The sequence below is a fragment of the Corynebacterium kroppenstedtii DSM 44385 genome (assembly GCF_000023145.1).
GTDB classification, from domain to species: Bacteria; Actinomycetota; Actinomycetes; order Mycobacteriales; family Mycobacteriaceae; genus Corynebacterium; species Corynebacterium kroppenstedtii.
The window spans coordinates 1,367,751-1,384,913 of sequence record NC_012704.1; the positions used below are offsets into that span (position 1 = coordinate 1,367,751).

Sequence of the window (17,163 nt, forward strand, 5' to 3'; positions counted from 1 at the left end):
ATGCGACAAGTGAAAGGCACGAGAAAACGGCCCGGAACCGAACATTCATCGATTCCAGGCCGTGCTCAATAGCCGTTTAGGATTCCAGCTGCAACGCCTTCTGCGAACGATCCCACTGCTCATGGAACAGATCGGTGTGACGCGACATCAACTTGCCGTACGACGGCACCATTTCCTTGATCTTCGGCGCCCACTCGATCATCTTGCTGCCGAAGCACCGCTCCAGCAGTTCGATCATTGCGGACGGAGCGATCGAAGCACCCGGCGACGCACCCATCAAACCGGCGATGGAACCGTCGTTGCTCGAGATCACCGCGGTTCCGAACTCCAAGGAACCAAACTTCGGCGCACCAATCGGCTTGATGACCTGAACACGCTGACCAGCGGTAACCAGCTCCCAGTCCTCGGCACGTGCCGACGGCATGTATTCACGGAGCGACTCCACACGAGCGGTCTGGTTCTTCAACACCTCTTCCACGAGGTAACGGGTGAGGCCGAATTCCTGAAGGCCGACGCCGACCAACGACGCGATATTCCCTGGACGCAGGGACTTCGGCAGGTCCAAGAAGCTGCCCTTCTTAAGGAACTTCGGTGTCCAACCAGCGTAGGGGCCGAACAAAAGGCCACGTTTGCCGTCGATAATGCGAGTATCCAAGTGCGGTACCGACATCGGCGGAGCACCCACGGATGCCTTGCCATACACCTTCGCAGCGTGCTGCTTGATCAAGTCCTCGTTGGTGCAGCGCAACCAGGCACCGGACACAGGGAAGCCACCGTAGCCCTTAATTTCCGGGATACCGGCTTTCTCCAGGAGAGGCAGGGCCATTCCGCCCGCACCGACGAAGACGAAGTTTGCGGTAATGACCGACGTGTCCCCGGTGTGGAGGTTCTTCGAGGTCACCTTCCAGTGACTGCCCTCTCGAGAGATGTTTTGAACCTCATTGCCGTACCGAATTTCGACGCCATTCTGGGTGACGTAGTCAATATATTGGCGAGTCAAGGCACCGAAGTTAATATCCGTGCCCTCGTTGGTCCACGAAATCGCCACTGGTTCCGTGTAGTCACGGCCGCGCGCCATCAGGGGCAGTTTCTCAGCGAACTTTTCGTTGTCATCCGTGAAATGCATCCCCGGGAACAAGGGGTGCTTGCTGAGAACATCAAAACGCTTACGGAGGAAACGGACCTGCTCACCGCTGTGCCCGAACGACATGTGGGGGCACTTGTTAATGAACTCACGCGGATTGCCGAGCTTATTTTCCTCAATGAGGTAGCTCCAGAATTGACGAGAGATCTGGAACTTCTCGTTCACACTCACCGCTTTTGTAATGTCAATGTCGCCATTGACTTCCTGCGTGTAGTTCAGCTCACACAGTGCCGAGTGGCCAGTGCCCGCATTATTCCATGGTGACGACGACTCCCCCGCCGGAATATCAAGACGCTCCAGGATCACCTGATCCCAATCCGGTTGAAGCTCTTTGAGCAAAGTACTTAGCGTAGAGCTGATAATTCCGGCACCGATGAGCACGACGTCGGTATCGGTTCCTTTTCCTACGCGATCAGTGGATTCTGACACGATTTTCATCATCCTTCGAAGCGCCGCGAACCAACGCGACGCCGGTAAGAGAAGCGAGTTGTTATTCGTTCTGGTCTGTCATATTGCGCAAAACGGCCCGCGGCCAATTGCTATGGTGACCCGTCACGGCCAAGAACCATGAATCGTGGGTCGATCCCAACGCGGAACCATCCCACCGTTTGAGAGTACCCGGCGCGGAGGACGGGCACGGTATAACCGTCGTGGAAAGTCCAACATAATGACCATTTACATGTCATCAGCACCCTTAAACGGGGGAAGCCCACAGCTACCGTTAATGAGGCCACGTGGGAACAGGACTCGCCTCTGCGGTGTTAGTCGAAATGTAGACTCGCGTGCGCATGATAAAGCGACGGCATCATTCGCATGTCATCGATATAGAAAGGACGTTCAATGGCTGCAACCTCGACGGCTGAGCGCAATAATCCTGTCATTCCTCAACCCGTCCACAATGGTCCCGAAGCACCGACGCGGCACTATGACCTCATGATTATCGGGACGGGGTCCGGCAATATGATTCCGGGGCCTGAGTTCGGTGATAAGCGGATCGCTATCGTCGAAAAGGGAACGTTTGGGGGGACGTGCCTGAATGTCGGCTGTATTCCCACCAAGATGTATGTGTATGCGGCCGATATTGCGGAGGCTGCGCGGGAATCCGAACGGTACGGCGTGCATGCCCACGTTGACGGGGTCGATTGGCCCGCCATCGTGCGTCGTATTTTTGAGCGTCGTATCGACCCCATTGCCCGCGGTGGCGAAGAATACCGCCGCGGTGATGAAAACCCGACGGTGGATGTCTACGACCAGTTCGCTCGTTTTATCGGACCACGGACTCTGGCGACCGGGCAGGGTGATCAGCCCGTGACGATCACAGCGGATCGCATTATCGTGGCGGCAGGTTCGCGGCCGTTCATTCCGTCCGTGATTACGGATTCAGATGTGCCCTATCACACGAATGAAGATATCCTCCGGATTCCTGATCTCCCCTCATCGATGATCATTCTTGGTGGTGGGGTTATCGCCGCGGAATTTGCCCACGTCTTCAGTGCGCTCGGGGTGGACGTGACCGTTATCAACCGGTCGCCTCATCTGCTCAAGCGGTTCGAAACGGACCTTTCAGAGCGTTTCACTGAGATCGCGTCCGAGCGGTGGACAACATACCTGGGCCGAACCGTCACCAAGGCGGAAAGAAAGACAGAAAACACCGAGGGAGTCACCCTTACTCTTGACGACGGAACCACCGTCAGCGCCGAGACGCTTCTCGTCGCTATGGGACGAACCCCCAACGGCGATCTCCTCAACGTCACTGAGGCCGGGATGGACCTTGATGGTGGCGGGCGAATCGTCGTCAATAAGTACGGCGAAACGACTGCTCCCGGTGTGTGGGCGCTGGGCGATGTGTCGTCGCCGTACCAACTGAAGCACGTGGCCAATCACGAGGCGAAGGTCGTCAAGCACAATGTTTTGCTCGATATGGGGCTCTTGGAGAGCCCTGACGAAGCACGAGCCGGCATGGGCGAGATAGCCACGAGCGGCCCCGATGCTGGCAAACAAGCCTTCCACCACACATATGTTCCTGCAGGAGTGTTTACCCACCCGCAGATCGCAACCGTTGGTATGACGGAGGACGAAGCGCGGAACTGGGCGGACGAGAATGACACGACCGTGGCCGTGAAAACGCAGAACTATGGCGATGTGGCCTATGGCTGGGCGATGGAAGATACCACCGGGTTCGTGAAACTCATTGCTGATACGACGAGCAAACGGTTGCTGGGTGCCCACATCATTGGGCCGCAAGCCACGACGTTGATCCACCAATTCATCACCATGATGGAGCAGAAACTGACCGTCCCTGAGGTGGCCGAGGGCCAATACTGGATCCACCCGGCACTGTCGGAGGTCAATGAAAATGCTCTCCTCGGGCTGGAGTTGTAGTCCCACACGCATAGCCCCGCTGTAGTCCCACAGCGGGGCGAGTGGTCCTACCCGCCCATCGTCGTATATAAACAGGTGGTCAATTAGCGAAAAAAGAAGTGTATGAGGTAACTGCTCAATCTATGGCTGGAAATAGGTTTGCTCTCAAGGGGTCGACGTCCGACGCCCAGGAAGGCCTACTCTCATCGCAATATCGTGCTCTCACGATCGGGTTGATAACGCTCATTACCATTGCTGCGTTTGACCAGACGGCAGTCATGTCCGTCATGCCCACGATTACCGCAAGTCTGGGAGCACCCGGGGGAACCGCATATACGTTAACGTTCACTGCGGCAACGGCAGCGTCAATTTTCGCCATGGTTGCTGGCGGAATGCTCGCGGACTCCCGGGGCGCAATGAGAACATTGCGAGGGTCCGGCCTCTTATTTGTGGCAGGCCTGGTACTTGCTGTTGTCACCCCGACGATGCCGATTTTCCTCGTCGCGCGCGTGCTCCAGGGGCTCGGCGGGGGCGCCATTGTGGTGGCGATCTATGCGATTATCGCCGTCATTTACCCCTCTCAGCTGCAGACGAAAATGTTCGCAGCCTTAGCGGGTGCCTGGGTGATACCCACACTCATTGGACCTGGGGTTGCGGGGATTATTACAGAGAGTCTCAGCTGGCATTGGCTTTTCGGCATCTCAGCTGCAGCGTCGATCATTGTGTTCCCTCTCCTCCCCCGCACGACGACGCCATTAACGCGTGAGACCGATCATCGGAACGCAACGAAGATGCTCATCGCGGCGCTCGTTATCGCGATAGCGTCCTATCCGCTCTCGATTTCCGGTGATTTCGCGGCGTGGGGTGTTGTGGTCTTCCTCCTCGCTACAGGCGTCACCGCCGTCGCGATTCGCCCGCTCGTGCCCGTCGGAACGTTCCGCGCCGCGGGTGATGTGCCGTCGATGGTTCTTTTAAGGTTCCTTTTCGACGCTTTCTTCGGTCTCGAGGCACTTATCCCTCTGCTTCTTGCCCGGCGCGATGGATTGCCACCGACGCTGACCGGGCTCGCGTTGACGGGAACGGGGATTACCTGGTTTATCGGATCGCAAGTGCAGTCGAGCGCCAAACCGCGGTCACTCCCGGTGACGTTGTGGATCTCTGCTGCGATCTTGGGGATCGGCGCCGCTGGTGTCGGTATAAGCAGTGCATCCGGAGCGCATTGGGCGTGGATAACAGCGTTTTGGACATTGACCGGATTTGGTGTGGGATACAGCTACCCCCGAATTAACACGGCAGCGATGAGCTTGTCCCCAGCTGATAAGGCCGGTTTTATGGGATCTGCGCTGCAGGTAGCAGGCATGACAGGGATGACGATGTCGGTCGCGGCCGCGACTCTTCTTCACACTCTCGTGCCTCTGTCGACAGGCGGATCCTTCGGCGTGGTGTACATGGTCGCCGTTCTTTCACCTATATTCATCGCACTCATCGCACGTAGATGTGGACATATTGACGATGCAGCACGAAATAGCGTCAGTAACGCCGGCTAGTCTGTTACGATTCCCAATCGTTCGGGCCAGTCGTCGCCCAGGGCTGCGTCCACAGCGTCGGCTAACCGATCGACCTGTTCAGCGCGAGCATCGTAGAAACTCACGTCACCGGGGATGAACCCGGATAAGCCACAGGTCCGTGCAACATCACGGAGGAATTGGCGTCGGAAAGAGTCGACCTCTAACTGCCCGTGCCGGTGTGTGCCCCACACGGCTTCGTCATGTGCACCCTCGTAGCCTGCTGCACTGCTGACGTCGTTGCCTGAATTTGCATGTTCATCTGGGCCCACGTGATCGCCAGAACTCTCGTCACCTGGAAGTGGCCCGATCCACCCTGGGCAGTTTTGACGGACAACTCGACCGTGGTGGATCTCAAAGGCTGTACCGTGATTGGCCAGTGTTTTTTCGGGGAAAAACTCGATATCGATGTCCAAGAAATCCAGACCGGCGACGGGTTCAGAGTGGCCGGACTCGACGGGATCCGTAATGGAGTGGCAGAGCATCTGGAATCCGCCGCATATTCCTAAAATCGGCCGGCCGGCGCGGTAGCGTTCCTGAAGCTGAGGGCCAGCTGTTTTCGTCAACCACTCTAAGTCGTGGATCGTGGACTTCGACCCCGGAATGACCACTAGATCCGCCGATGCGATAGCCGCGGGAGAGGTGGTCCATTCCACATCAACGCCAGGCTCGCAGGACAGAGCTTCGATATCGGTGCTGTTAGAGACCCGCGGTAGGCGGACCGCGGCTACCCGTATGGTGTCGGTCCCGATAGGCGGAAGGCCGGGGCCCACTCGCCCACTGGCACCCGATAGTGAGTCTTCAGCATCTATCCAGAGACCGTCGATGAATGGGATGACGCCGAGCGTCGGAACACCGGTTCGGCGTGTGACCTCGTCCAATCCAGGCTGGAGGATGCCGACGTCACCGCGGAATTTGTTGACAATGAAACCTTGAAATCGGTCGCGGTCACTGGGGTCGAGAATGAAATAGGTTCCAAAAAAGTGCGCGAGCACACCGCCGCGATCGATATCGCCGACGAGGACGGCGGGAAGATCCGCAGCTTCTGCGAGCCCCATGTTCGCGATGTCGGTGTGGCGGAGGTTAATTTCTGCTGGTGAACCCGCCCCTTCACAGATGAGCACATCGTATTCGCGGCGGAGCGACTCCAACGCTTGAGCGCTGACCTCACGCAAGTGCGTGCGGTGTTCAATGTAATCCCGCGCGCCGACGGTGCCGGCTGCGACTCCGCGGAGGACTAGTTGGCTTCGACGGTCTGCCTCCGGTTTCAGCAGGACCGGGTTCATATCGACGCTGGGAGTCGCGCCTGCCGCGAAAGCTTGCAATGCCTGGGCTCGTCCGATTTCCCCAGCGACGAGACGTTGACCATCCCCGTGAGTGGAAGCCAGATGCGAGGCCGCTTCCCCACTCCCCGAGTTGCCCGCACCTGTTGAACAATCCGTCGCCAGCACGACGGCCGAATTATTCGACATGTTCTGCGCCTTGAAAGGCGCGACACGGTAACCCCGACGTGCCAATGACCGGCACATGCCAGCAACGACGACCGACTTGCCAGCGTCTGATGTACATCCGGTCACCAACAGTGCCGGGGCTAAGGAAGACTCAGCCTTGTCGTACCCGGCCTTTTCATAGTCAGCATTCATGGGTATTTAACTCGAACCACGCACGTTCGATTCTCACGCTTCGTCGATGGAGAAGTCTGGCTGCGTCAAAATCTCAACGCCGTCCTCGGTCACGACGAGGGTGTGCTCAAACTGCGCAGTCCAGTTTCCTGGTTGCGTCAGCTGGACGGTCCAATCGTCATCCCACACGCGGTAATCGAGGTTCTCCGTTTGCGTAATCATGGGTTCGATGGTGAAGGTCATGCCCGGTTCCATGATGTCATCCGGCCATGAAGCGTCGTAATGCAAAATGACAAGCCCATTGTGGAATGTGGTTCCAATACCGTGACCAGTGAAATCACGCACTACGCCATACCCGAAACGGCGGGCATAGGACTCAATCACACGGCCAATCATGTTCACAGGCCGGCCCGGTTTACACGCTTTGATGGCCCGGTACATGCTTTCTTCTGTGACTTTGACCAGCTTTTTGTGCTCTTCAGAGACGTTTCCAGCCAGGAACGTTGCGTTGGTGTCACCATGAACCCCATTTTTGAACGCCGTGACATCAATATTCACAATGTCACCGTCCTGCACGACGGTGGTGTCCGGAATCCCGTGGCACACGATCTCATTGAGGCTGATGCAACTAGCTTTCGGGTAGCCGCGGTAATGCAGGCAGGACGGGTAAGCATCGTGCTCAATGAAGTAATCGTGAACGATCCGATCCAGCTCATCCGTCGTCACTCCCGGTTGAACTGCTTCCCCCGCCTTCTGTAAGGCATTTGCCGCGATGACGCTCACTTCGCGCATCCGCTCAATGTTTTCGGGAGTCTGAACGAGGGGTTCCCCGATCCCCTCTTGAGGCTCTTTACCACTGTTAACGTATTCAGGACGCGGGATATGGGCCGGGACATGGCGGATAGGAGTGGCATGTCCGGGCTTGAGTGGCGCACGGTCACCGCCGTGACGCTGTGACTCCGATGTGTGAGATTTCTTTGCTGAACCGTTAATCATGACCACATGGTAGCGCGGTCCATTAACGACGCCGATGCGGGCGACCACTTACGCTCAGTGGGGCCGACCGCGTGCGCTCGTCGTCGGCAGCTTAAGTGCGAGCCAGCCAGCGTATTATTCGTCGCCACCCAAGTTCTGGAAAAAGGATTGGGTGATGGCAACCGAGTGTTCCGACCCGCCACCCATGGGGATCAGAGTAGCGAAGGCAAGGTCTCCCCGATAACCGGCGAACCACGCGTGTGACCCATCGGAGACTTCCGCTTCACCGGTCTTACCGAAAACATCGCCCTCACCTGCGATAGCACGAGCAGTACCCGAGGTCACAACAGCTCGCATCATCCCGCGCAGCTTGTCGATGGTGGGGGGATCAATCGTCGGCACATTGGTATTCTTGACCGTCGTTTTGTGGGATTCAATCAAGGTAGGAGTCGGAGTTTTCCCCGCTGCAGCTGTGGCAGCAACAAGAGCCATACCGAACGGGCTAGCCAAGTCTTTACCCTGGCCAAAGCCACCTTCCACACGATCCACGAGCTCATCGGCCTGTGGCACTTGACCTGTCAGCGTGTCCAACCCGTCAATCTTGTAGTCCTGCCCGATGCCGAACTGTTGGGCAGTAGATTTCAGCTCCCCCGGCTTCAGCTTGCTGGACACGTCCGCAAATGTGGTGTTGCACGATTGCGCAAACGCCTTGGTCAAAGAAACATTGCCCAAGCTGAAATCGTTGTAATTGTGCACAACGCGGCTTCCAATTTCCATGGTGCCCGGGCACGGCACGGTGGAATCGGGCGTGACCAACCCGTGTTGCATTCCCGCCGTTGCCGTCACCATCTTGAACGTTGATCCGGGTGGGAACAACCCCGTCAGAGCCAGATCGCCCTTTTTATCGGCATTAGCCGTCTGAGCAACCGCGAGGACCTCACCCGTCGACGGGCGAATCACGACCATCATCGCTTCGGTATCCGCACGGGTATCCACCGCTTTTTGCGCAGCGTCCTGCACCTTCTTGCTCAAACTGATCTTGACCGACTGGGCAGGCGTTGGTTGCTGCTCTTCCAGGCTCTTAATGACAGCCCCATTGGGGTTCACAGAGGCCACTTGCCAGCCATTTTTCCCATCGAGTTCGTCATTCACTATCGACGACACCCTGCTCAGAATGTCAGGGGCGAAGTTCGGGTCGGGGCGGACCAGGGCAGGCTCCACGTTGAGAGTGACTCCATCCACGCCTTTGAGTGCATTAACGACGTCGTGCGCACGTGAAGGCACCATCGCGACGGAGTAATCGCCATTGACGTTTTTCACGGATTGGTGGACAGCGGAGGCGTCAATCGTCGGAACTCCCGCGTCCGCCCCGTGGCCGTCATTGAGGATGGATGCGACATGATTAATAGTCGCCGAGTCATGCTTATTAAGAAGCACGCGGAATTGGGTTCCCGGTTCGAGCAGGACCTGGTCATCCGACCCAATAACGGGTGCACGATCCGCCTGGAGCGCCCGAAGCTCTAAATGCTGGTCGGAGCCCAGATCGGGGTGAATAACCGCTGGCTTCCACCGCACTTTCCACGCCTGGTTCGTCTTAGCAAACGTGGCTTTGGCGTCGTATGAGAGTGAACGGTCCTTCGGCAAGGTCCAGTCATAGTGATACGTGGCGACGGACACATCACCGGACGAGGAGAAATCTTTCAGGCTGACTTTAAGGTCCTGCGCCTGCAGTCCCTTCCAGGAGTCCGTAATGCTTGCCTCTGCTGCCGACTTATTGTCCGTTGCATCGGCCGCTTTATCGGCGTGGTCGATCGGCTGATCGTTATTGGCATCGCCGTTTTCATCTTGCGACGAGGCCATCGCGCTGAGCTGCTTGGCGAAGTCAGTTGCCGCTTCCCGCGCTCCAGCTGGTTTTGGTGTACACGCGCTCAACGTCGCCAAAACGGTGACCGAAGCCACTGCCAGGATCTTCTTTCCGCCATGACCGTACCGACGAAGCCTCACGCGCTGCATGGTACGAAACCTAGCAGCGTTCAGCGTTCTCTAGGCTCCGACCCGCCGACGTTTCCCCACCGGGTCTTAGCCGAAGAGTCTGATGGGGTTCACAACGTCCGCCACAATGACCAGCGCACCGAAACCGAATAAGAGGACAAAGACGGCAACGGTCAGCGGCATCAATTTGGTGTAATCGGCGGGCCCTAGTGGCGCTAAGCCACGGAGCCGTCGCACCATGTCGCGGAGCTTCTCCCAAATCGTGACGGCCACGTGCCCACCATCGAGCGGTGGCAAGGGAACGAGGTTAAACAAGGCGAGGAAAAAGTTGAGGCTAGCCAGGAGAAGGAAGAAGGACGACCACTGATCGTGTTTGACCAAGTCGCCACCTGCCACCGAGGCTCCAACAACGCTCATTGGTGAGCTCTCGCTGCGCTCACCACCGCCGATCGACCGGACAACTCCCGGAACAGATGCCGGCAGTTTCGCCAAACCAACGACCGATTGGCCGATCATGTAACCGGAATAGTGCAAGGAGCCCGGGATAGCGGACAGCGCGTTGTAGTGCGAATACATATTGTTGGGACGCTCCCAGGTCATCCCGATAGCACCGACAGTCACCGTCTTGCCCTGCGTGGTCTCCCGCTGAACACGCTGGATAGTGACATCAACCGTTCGTGTTTCACCGTTTCGCTCGACAACGACGGGGACGGTGGGGTCGTGGTCGTCATCCGCGTGGTCACGTCCGATCTTTTGGACGACGTCGCCCATCGTCGTGAAGTCCGGGGTGTCGTGACCATCAACCTTGACGATCGTATCGCCCTGGCGGATTCCAGCCTTCCCCGCGGGCCCGGGACCGCTACAGTCAGGCGTCGACGAATCGTCGGACGAACTATTCGCGGATGCCGATTGCGGAACACACTGCGTAGAACCAACTTTTGCCGACAAATCGACGTTCGGATTGGGAAGTCCCCACGCAACGGCAACGAAGTACATCACGACGACGCCGATCAACAAGTTCATCATGATGCCCCCCAACAGCACGATGAGACGCTGCCACACGGGCCGTTTGACCATGGAAAATGGCTCATCCTCTGGGGCGACCTCATCGATCGCTGTCATTCCGGCGATATCGCAAAATCCACCAAAGGGGACAGCTTTGAGGCCATATTCCGTCATGAGGGGACGCCCCGCCGCTGCCGACGTCTTCTTCTCTCTCCGTCGGAAAGAAAAGAGCGTCGGCCCAAAACCAATAAAGTAACGACGCACGCGCATCCCGCAGGCGCGTGCAGAGACCATGTGGCCACATTCATGCAGCGCGATGGTCAGAACGATCCCCAAGGCGAATAAAACAAGCCCCACGATGAAACTCATGAGGGCCAACCCTACCGCGTTCCATAAGAGAACGCTGCTACGCGCAGACCACACCGGTTTTTCACAGAATCACCACCAACAGGGTGTATTGGTCATGGTCGACGCGCTACCCCACTATGGCTGAGAATTAATTTGGGGTAATGTAAACGACAGCAGTGTGACTGAAACGTCGACAATAAATACCCCACTGGTCCCGCGGAATCGCACCGGACACATACATCAGACGTGGATCGTCACTGTTCCGGCAGAGATAGAGGAGAGGTTCTCGTGTCTGAGACGAATGAGAAAGTGTACGACGGCGTATCAACCAAGGACGAGCCATCCGCATACTGGGGTTGGCATGATCTAGGCCGGCGTCCGGTTATTATCTCCGGCATCGTTGGTGGTCTTTTCCTCTTGTTCATGCTCATCGGTAACCACAAGGGCCATGTCGAAGATATTTTCCTCATCGCGACCGCTGCCCTGTGCTTCATTGGAGCATTGCTGATCGCTCTGCGTCCTAAGCTCAACCAGGTTCGGACCGTGACCGCTCGCAATAAGCCGGCCGACTACGTTGAGCGCGACTGGGCTGCTGACCAGCTCAACCTCCGCGGAGCATATTCCAATCTTTCCGACTCGCAGTTGCGTTCCTTCAACATTGATCCGGCGACGGTGAAGGGTCAGCGCGCTGTCCAGGGGAACTAACTGATACGAGATTAGTTGCTGGGCCTTTTGTCCTGGCCGCTACCCCGGCCCCGGCCCCCTGGCCCAGCTTTACGCAGTCTTTTCTTCCGCAGCTAGCTGTCCGCAGGCTGCGGCAATTTCTTGTCCACGGGTATCACGAACGGTGCACTCAACACCTTGTGTTTTCACCCTGCGGACAAATTCTTCTTGTTGCTGTTTCGTCGACGCATCCCAAATAGACCCCGGCGTCGGGTTCAACGGAATCACATTCACGTGAACCTTGGAGTGAAGCGCCTTTTTCAGCTTCTTACCTAAGAGGTCCGCACGCCACCCTTGGTCATTGACGTCACGGATGAGCGCGTACTCGATAGAAACACGACGCCCAGACCGATCCGCATAATACGCAGCGGCATCCAAGACCTCTTCCACGGACCATCTATTGTTCACGGGGACGAGGCTATCGCGGAGCTCATCATCAGGAGTGTGCAACGACACTGCTAGCGTGACCGAGAGGCCTTCGTCGGCAAACCGGCGTATTGCTGGCGCGAGTCCTACCGACGACACCGTCACGTTGCGCTGAGACAAACCGAATCCGCGTGGCGACGGATCAGTAATCTGCCGAACGGCGCTGACGACGCGCTTGTAGTTCGCCAGAGGCTCGCCCATTCCCATAAAGACGACGTTGGACAGGCGGCCTTTGCCACCAGCAACGTCACCCCTGCTCATCGCGGCTGCGGCGGCGCGGACTTGGTCCACGATCTCCCCCGTCGACAGGTTACGATGCAAGCCGCCTTGGCCAGTTGCGCAGAACGGGCAGGCCATGCCACACCCCGCTTGGGAGGAAATACACAACGTGGCTCGGCCCGGGTACCGCATCAAAACCGACTCGAGCAAAGTGCCGTCGTGAAGCTTCCACAATGTCTTCCTGGTCATGCCCTGGTCACACGAGATATTGCGGACCTCAGTCATGAGCTCGGGGAAAAGAGCTTTCTGAACCGGCTCACGCGCAGCAGCCGGTAAGTCCGTCATGGTCTCAGGGGATGCCTCAAATCGGCCGTAATAGTGGCGGGCCAATTGGTTCGCGCGAAACGCTGGCAGCCCCAAGTCCTTCACGGCCTGCTTCTGCTCATCCACCGTCAGATCCGCAAAATGTGTTGGAGGTTTTCCGCGACGCGGAGCGGCGAACTTCAGCTGGGCTTTGTTATCAGCTCGATTGAGGGATTCGACGGGCTTAAGACCCAAGTCGTTGTGTGTTTCTGTATGTGTTTCCGTCATTACTTATATTCTGCCTACGATGCGAGAGGATAATCCAATCACAGCCCACCGGTGAGTGCGACGGGATGTCTGCGAACCGACGTGCTGGTGGATGTTGAGGTATTGTTACGGAGCAATGAGTACATCACCAAAATCTAAGGACAACAAATCGACTCGGGCCGATAATGCGGTGGGTCGCCCCCGCATGGACGGTAAAAGCGACACCGAGGCACGCACACCGAGCGTCGTTAGACCAACCCCTGAGGGTGAGCGGAAGAAGGCCGAGCGCCAACAGAATGAAGAAGCTGCACAGAACCAAGATGCGCAGCACGCTGAGCGGGCCACGGGTAGCTCCTCTCCTGCTGGTTCCTCCGATGATGAGCCGCGTACGGAGCGTCGTCGTGTGAATCGGGAGGGAACTGACACCAATGCTGGCCCGATGAAGAATAAGACTGACGTTCAGGGCTCCGTTGCGGGAAGCACATGGGTGGCACTGAGTGTCGGAATTGCTCTGTTAGTGCTTCTTCTTATTTTCATTATCCAGAATATGGAATCTGTCACGTTGACAGTCTTTTTCTGGACGGTGTCGTTCCCCGCGGGTGTCGGGTTCCTCCTCGCCGCGATTATTGGAGCTGTCATTATGCTCTCTGTTGGGTCCGTTCGGATGTTTCAGTTACGTCGGCAGATCCACCAACAGAGAAAATAAGAGAACACAGCGCGGACCGGTCACATTTGGAGAACAGTCGCGATGATCCAGGTCATCGCTGCCGCGGGAAGCAGACTATCCAACCGGTCCATGAGCCCACCATGCTCGGGAAGAAGCGTGCCCATATCTTTAATTCCCAGGTCTCGTTTGAATTGGGACTCAACGAGATCCCCGAGCGTGGCGGCACAAGCAAGAAATACGCCGACCACAATGCCCTCCCAGGGGGCTCGGTGAAGTAACAGCCAGGTGGTTATTACCCCAACAATCGCCGCAAATACGAGGGAACCTGCGAATCCTTCCCACGATTTCTTCGGGCTGACGGCCGGTGCAAGCGGGTGCTTACCGAAGAACACACCGGCCGTAAAACCACCCACATCGTTGGCAACAACGCACAAGATGAATGTCGCAATGAGGGCCCATCCCCGAAGACTTCCCTCGTTAAACAGGGTGAGATGTGCGGCAGCCGTTCCACATAGCGAAATCCACGTCAGAACAAAGACCGCCACTGACATGTCGCGAAGGTAATTCGTCGGTGCGTGGTGGGTTCCCCGATGGAATAGTCGGGTGATCATGATCGCGCCGACGGACACGATATAGCCCATCAGCATGCCCCTAGCCCCCCACGGCAAGGACAACCACAGTATCAGCTGCCCACCAGCCAGCATGGTCAGGACCGGGACGTCGTACTCATGCTCCTTGAGGCGACGGGACACCTCGAGGGTTGCTAGCGGAATGATGACAGCTAACAGCGGGTACCACGCGTGCGGAATAATGAGGCATCCGATGATTAAGGCCCCGAGTAGAACGCCAACAATGATGGCGACGGGGACATTACGCCCTGCCTTGTTGCGTGGGCGCGGCAGAGAACTGCCGTCGGAACCGCGCTCACTTACCTTCATCAGCTATCCCCGAGCTTTCTGTTGCAAGCTACCCTAGACTTCCATTAATTCTTTTTCTTTAGCCTCAATGAGCTTGTCCACCTGGGACACATACTCGTGGGTGGTCTTGTCCAGTTCCTTCTCCGCGGCCTGGACCTCATCTTCGCCGGCTTCGCCGTCTTTTTGGATCCGCTTGAGCTCGTCCATTCCCTTACGGCGAATGTTACGGATCGCGATGCGCGCGTCCTCCCCCTTGCTCTTTGCGAGCCGGACCATCTCTTTACGACGCTCCTCGGTCAGCTGCGGCACGGTGACACGCAAAACTTGACCGTCGTTAGTCGGGTTGACGCCCAGATCCGAATTGCGAATAGCGTTCTCGATGGCGTTCATAATGCTGGGCTCGTAAGGCTTGATCAGCAGCATTCGTGGTTCTGGGACGCTGATTGTTGCCATCTGCGTAATCGGCGTCATCACCCCGTAATATTCGGCTTGAACTCCGTTAAACATCGACGGGTTCGCGCGGCCGGTGCGAATCGTCGTGAGGTCTTCACGAGCGTATTCCACCGACTGGGTCATACGTTCTTCGCTCTCTAGCAGTGTGTCATCAATCATGGTGTGTACCTCACAGTGTGTTGTAATAAGCGCGACGTCATGGGCACGCGGGTTTCATGCCGTCGCCTCATCGGCCATGGCGTCTAGCAAACGATGGCTGTATTAATCATTATCAGACGAACGGACCAGCGTGCCGATGTTTTCGCCATTGACCGCCCTCGCGATATTTCCTTCAACGAGCAAATTGAAGACGAGGATGGGCATATTGTTATCCATGCATAGGCTGAAAGCGGTAGCATCAGCCACCTTCAGTTTCTTATCAAGGCATTCACGCGGAGTGACTTCCGTGTACATGGTGGCGTCGGGGTTTTTACGCGGATCATCGTCGTACACTCCGTCGACGGCCTTCGCCATCAACAGCACTTCACAGCCGATTTCCAGTGCTCTCTGGGCCGCGGTGGTATCAGTCGAGAAGTAAGGCATTCCCATGCCCGCGCCGAAAATGACGACGCGGCCTTTCTCGAGGTGCCGGGTTGCGCGGAGCGGAAGATAGGGTTCCGCGACTTGCGCCATGTTGATCGCTGTCTGAACGCGGGTCTCGACGCCCTGCTTTTCCAGGAAGTCCTGGAGGGCCAGGCAATTCATCACGGTGCCGAGCATGCCCATGTAGTCGGAACGCGATCGATCCATTCCCCGCTGGGACAGCTGTGCTCCGCGGAAGAAGTTGCCACCCCCGATGACCACACAAATTTCAACTCCGTTGCGGGCAACTTCGGCGATCTGACGAGCAACATTGTCGACGACGTCGGGGTCAACTCCGACTTTGCCGCCGCCGAACATTTCACCGCCCAGCTTCAGCATGACCCTCTTATATGGTGATCGATGAGGACCGTGAGCAGGTGAATTGGGGGCGTCATTCTGCGCCATTCTGGATGTCTCCTCATGAAGTTGAGTGTGCGACCCTACCTGAACCGACCAACGTGGACGCTGCCTTAGACAGCGAAGGGGTCAGTGGGTAACCCGTTCGGTTTTCCTCGTGACATCCTACCTGGCTCTCTGGACAAGAACATAACTTGACACCTGGAGGCAGCGGGAGGAGATGAGAATCCGGCCACTCATCCACTACTTGAGCATCGTTTCTGCCGGTAGAAAGCAAAAAACCTCGGTCCCTTTCCCTGATATGTGGAAAGGGGCCAAGGTAGTTTCACTCACTAGGTGAAGCTCACCAGATTACTGCTGGCCAACTTCGTAGCGACGGAAGCCGGTCAAGGTGACGCCAGCCTCATCCATCAGCTGCTTAACAGTTTTCTTGTGGTCAGCGACGGAGGGCTGCTCCAGAAGCACAACGTCCTTGAAGAAGCCGTTGAGACGGCCTTCGACGATCTTCGGAAGAGCCTTTTCGGGCTTGCCTTCCTCGCGGGAGGTTGCCTCTGCAATGGAGCGCTCTTTCTCGACGATGTCGGAGGGAACGTCCTCGCGCTTCAGGTACTTTGCCTTCAACGCAGCAACCTGCATGGCAGCGTTGTGGGCTGCTTCTTTCGCTGCGTCGCCTTCACCTTCGTACGCGACCATCACGCCGACCGCCGGCGGGAGGTCAGCGGAACGGTGGTGCAGGTAAACAGCAACGTTGTCGCCGTCGATGGTGGTAGCACGACGAAGAGCCAGCTTCTCACCGATCTTGGCCGAGAAAGCCTGCAGGGCTTCCTCTGCCGGGGTGCCGTCGACGTTGACAGCAGCCAGGTCCTCGGCCGAGTTTGCCTTGGCCTCATCAGCGGCCTTCGCAACCTTGTCCGCGAATTCTTTGAACTCGGCGTTCTTAGCAACGAAGTCGGTCTCGGAGTTGACCTCGATCATGGTGTTGCCGGACACGGCAATCAAGCCTTCGGCCGCGGTGCGCTCTGCGCGCTTACCGACGTCTTTCGCACCCTTGATGCGGAGGAATTCCACGGCCTTGTCGAAGTCGCCGTCAGCCTCCTCTAAAGCTTTCTTACAGGACATCATGCCGGCACCGGTGATCTCACGGAGCTTCTTGACATCAGCTGCAGTGTAGTTCGCCATCAGCGATTCTCCTTCAGTT

General features: G+C 57.2%; 14 protein-coding genes. 4 read left to right on the forward strand and 10 right to left on the reverse strand.

The features are described 5' to 3' along the window. Positions 1-76 precede the first annotated feature (76 nt). Positions 77-1,573 carry a malate dehydrogenase (quinone) gene (gene mqo / locus CKROP_RS05695; RefSeq protein ID WP_012731787.1) on the reverse strand — a complete coding sequence of 499 codons (1,497 nt, stop codon included), beginning with the start codon at positions 1,571-1,573 and terminating at the stop codon, positions 77-79. Positions 1,574-1,984: 411 nt separating this feature from the next. On the opposite strand from mqo, the gene mtr reads away from it, so the two are divergent. Continuing rightward, positions 1,985-3,526, forward strand: a complete 1,542-nt coding sequence (mtr, locus tag CKROP_RS05700) for a mycothione reductase (protein WP_012731788.1) — start codon at positions 1,985-1,987, stop codon at positions 3,524-3,526. A gap of 122 nt (positions 3,527-3,648) precedes the next feature. Further along, entirely contained in the window at positions 3,649-5,052 is a 1,404-nt protein-coding gene (locus tag CKROP_RS05705; RefSeq protein WP_012731789.1) for an MFS transporter, read from the forward strand. Here the strand turns inward: CKROP_RS05705 and CKROP_RS05710 are convergent. The 4 genes from CKROP_RS05710 to CKROP_RS05725 all read right to left on the reverse strand — a co-directional run bounded on the left by CKROP_RS05710 (position 5,049) and on the right by CKROP_RS05725 (position 11,033). After that, entirely contained in the window at positions 5,049-6,713 is a 1,665-nt protein-coding gene (locus tag CKROP_RS05710) for a cobyric acid synthase (RefSeq protein WP_012731790.1), read from the reverse strand. The two genes, CKROP_RS05705 and CKROP_RS05710, sit on opposite strands and share 4 nt — an antisense overlap. A 33-nt stretch (positions 6,714-6,746) precedes the next feature. Further along, on the reverse strand, positions 6,747-7,688 hold the full coding sequence (gene map, locus CKROP_RS05715) for a type I methionyl aminopeptidase (RefSeq protein ID WP_012731791.1): 942 nt from the start codon (positions 7,686-7,688) through the stop codon (positions 6,747-6,749). A gap of 114 nt (positions 7,689-7,802) precedes the next feature. Further along, a complete protein-coding gene (locus CKROP_RS05720; RefSeq protein WP_012731792.1) occupies positions 7,803-9,680 on the reverse strand; it encodes a penicillin-binding transpeptidase domain-containing protein in 1,878 nt (625 codons plus the stop codon). Positions 9,681-9,746: 66 nt separating this feature from the next. After that, positions 9,747-11,033 (reverse strand): M50 family metallopeptidase, encoded by a 1,287-nt coding sequence (locus tag CKROP_RS05725; protein WP_012731793.1) that lies wholly within the window; start codon positions 11,031-11,033, stop codon positions 9,747-9,749. Between the two features lie 267 nt (positions 11,034-11,300). Between CKROP_RS05725 and CKROP_RS05730 the strand changes: the two genes are divergently transcribed. Beyond that, complete coding sequence (locus CKROP_RS05730; protein WP_012731794.1) at positions 11,301-11,717, forward strand: DUF2631 domain-containing protein; 417 nt, start codon at positions 11,301-11,303, stop codon at positions 11,715-11,717. Positions 11,718-11,786: 69 nt separating this feature from the next. On the opposite strand, the gene rlmN is transcribed toward CKROP_RS05730, so the two are convergent. Continuing rightward, positions 11,787-12,971: a dual-specificity RNA methyltransferase RlmN gene (gene rlmN / locus CKROP_RS05735; protein WP_012731795.1), complete on the reverse strand. Its 1,185-nt coding sequence runs from the start codon at positions 12,969-12,971 to the stop codon at positions 11,787-11,789. A gap of 115 nt (positions 12,972-13,086) precedes the next feature. On the opposite strand from rlmN, the gene CKROP_RS11695 reads away from it, so the two are divergent. After that, complete coding sequence (locus CKROP_RS11695; protein ID WP_237698403.1) at positions 13,087-13,656, forward strand: LapA family protein; 570 nt, start codon at positions 13,087-13,089, stop codon at positions 13,654-13,656. A gap of 20 nt (positions 13,657-13,676) precedes the next feature. Here the strand turns inward: CKROP_RS11695 and CKROP_RS05745 are convergent, their stop codons facing one another. The 4 genes from CKROP_RS05745 to tsf all read right to left on the reverse strand — a co-directional run bounded on the left by CKROP_RS05745 (position 13,677) and on the right by tsf (position 17,144). Beyond that, positions 13,677-14,555 carry a phosphatidate cytidylyltransferase gene (locus CKROP_RS05745; RefSeq protein ID WP_012731797.1) on the reverse strand — a complete coding sequence of 293 codons (879 nt, stop codon included), beginning with the start codon at positions 14,553-14,555 and terminating at the stop codon, positions 13,677-13,679. Between the two features lie 33 nt (positions 14,556-14,588). Then, complete coding sequence (gene frr, locus CKROP_RS05750; protein ID WP_012731798.1) at positions 14,589-15,146, reverse strand: ribosome recycling factor; 558 nt, start codon at positions 15,144-15,146, stop codon at positions 14,589-14,591. A 102-nt stretch (positions 15,147-15,248) separates the two neighbouring features. Beyond that, positions 15,249-16,013, reverse strand: coding sequence for a UMP kinase (gene pyrH, locus CKROP_RS05755; protein ID WP_012731799.1), 765 nt, complete (start codon positions 16,011-16,013; stop codon positions 15,249-15,251). A 303-nt stretch (positions 16,014-16,316) separates the two neighbouring features. Further along, positions 16,317-17,144, reverse strand: coding sequence for a translation elongation factor Ts (gene tsf, locus CKROP_RS05760; RefSeq protein WP_012731800.1), 828 nt, complete (start codon positions 17,142-17,144; stop codon positions 16,317-16,319). Positions 17,145-17,163: the final 19 nt, after the last annotated feature.